A 1,081-nucleotide genomic window follows, 5' to 3' on the forward strand; every position below is an offset into this window, starting at 1 on the left:
CTGCTGACCAACTGGATGGGTTACATGCTGCTCGCCGGTGGTGTGTTCGCGTTGCGTCTGGTAGAGCTGCCCGCGAACTGGGCGGTGGGCACTACGGGCCTGCAATTCATCGGCTTTGCGCTGCTGGCCATCGCCTTTGCCTATCTGTTTGCCTGTGGTTTTGCCAAGAAGCGCACCTGGCGCTGGCGTGATCACGAGCTGACCCTGCCTGGGCTGCGCCTGGCGCTGTGCCAGGTGGCACTCGGCGCCAGCAACTGGGCGATGATGGCCTTGCTGATCTACTGGCTGTTGCCCGACAAGGCCTTCTACCCCTCTATTCTGGGGATTCTGCTGATCAGTTGCGTGGCTGGGGTGGTTGCGCATATTCCGGCCGGGCTGGGCGTGCTGGAAACGGTATTTCTGGGGTTGCTGCATGGCCAGATGGGCCAGGGCAGCCTGGTGGCGGCGCTGCTGGCTTACCGGACCTTGTATTACCTGATTCCCTTGGCGCTGGCGGTGATCACCTATGTGGTGCTGGAAAAACGTGCCAAGGCCATGCGCCAGCGCGACAAACCAGCTTCGACGTGAATGACGGCCTGTGGCCGGGAGGTGTCCCATGCGTGTCTTTACGATGACATTGATGTTGGCAAGCCTGGCCAGCGGCGAGGTGCTGGCCGAGGCCTGCGATGTGGTCACCCGATCGTCCAGCGAAGCGGTGAAACCGGTGGCGCAACATACCTGCTACACCTTCGGCAACATGCCGCCGGAAGCGATCAACTGGTCGTGCAGCAACGAGAGCAAGGACATGCTCAGCGCGCAGAAGCAGAAGGTGGCGCGTTGCGCCGATGGCAGCGTGGGCAGTTGTATCGCACCGTTGACCCAGGAGGCGCTGGCCAATCCTGAAGCAGCCGGCAATGACCAGCCGTCCACTCGGCCTGGCTTGCCCAAGGATGCCCGGGTGGTGACCTATTACTACGATACACCTAGCCTGGGGCAGGCGCGTACCGAGTGTGAGCGCAGCAATGGGATCTGGCAGACGCATTGAAGGCCAGGCAGAACAGTCCCGGCAGCGCTAAACAGGCGCTTGCCACAGCATTTGCGT

Annotated in this window: 1 protein-coding gene and 1 pseudogene; both read left to right on the forward strand. The window is 62.1% G+C overall.

The window, feature by feature from the left end; genetic code table 11:
- Window positions 1–567 (forward strand): annotated as a pseudogene (locus HP546_RS30545) (UPF0104 family protein); the annotation flags it as partial.
- A gap of 28 nt (window positions 568–595) precedes the next feature.
- Entirely contained in the window at window positions 596–1,024 is a 429-nt protein-coding gene (locus HP546_RS30550; protein ID WP_172233703.1) for a hypothetical protein, read from the forward strand.
- The last annotated feature ends 57 nt before the right edge of the window (window positions 1,025–1,081 follow it).

This window comes from Pseudomonas sp. CM25, from assembly GCF_013179705.1.
Lineage (GTDB): Bacteria > Pseudomonadota > Gammaproteobacteria > Pseudomonadales > Pseudomonadaceae > Aquipseudomonas.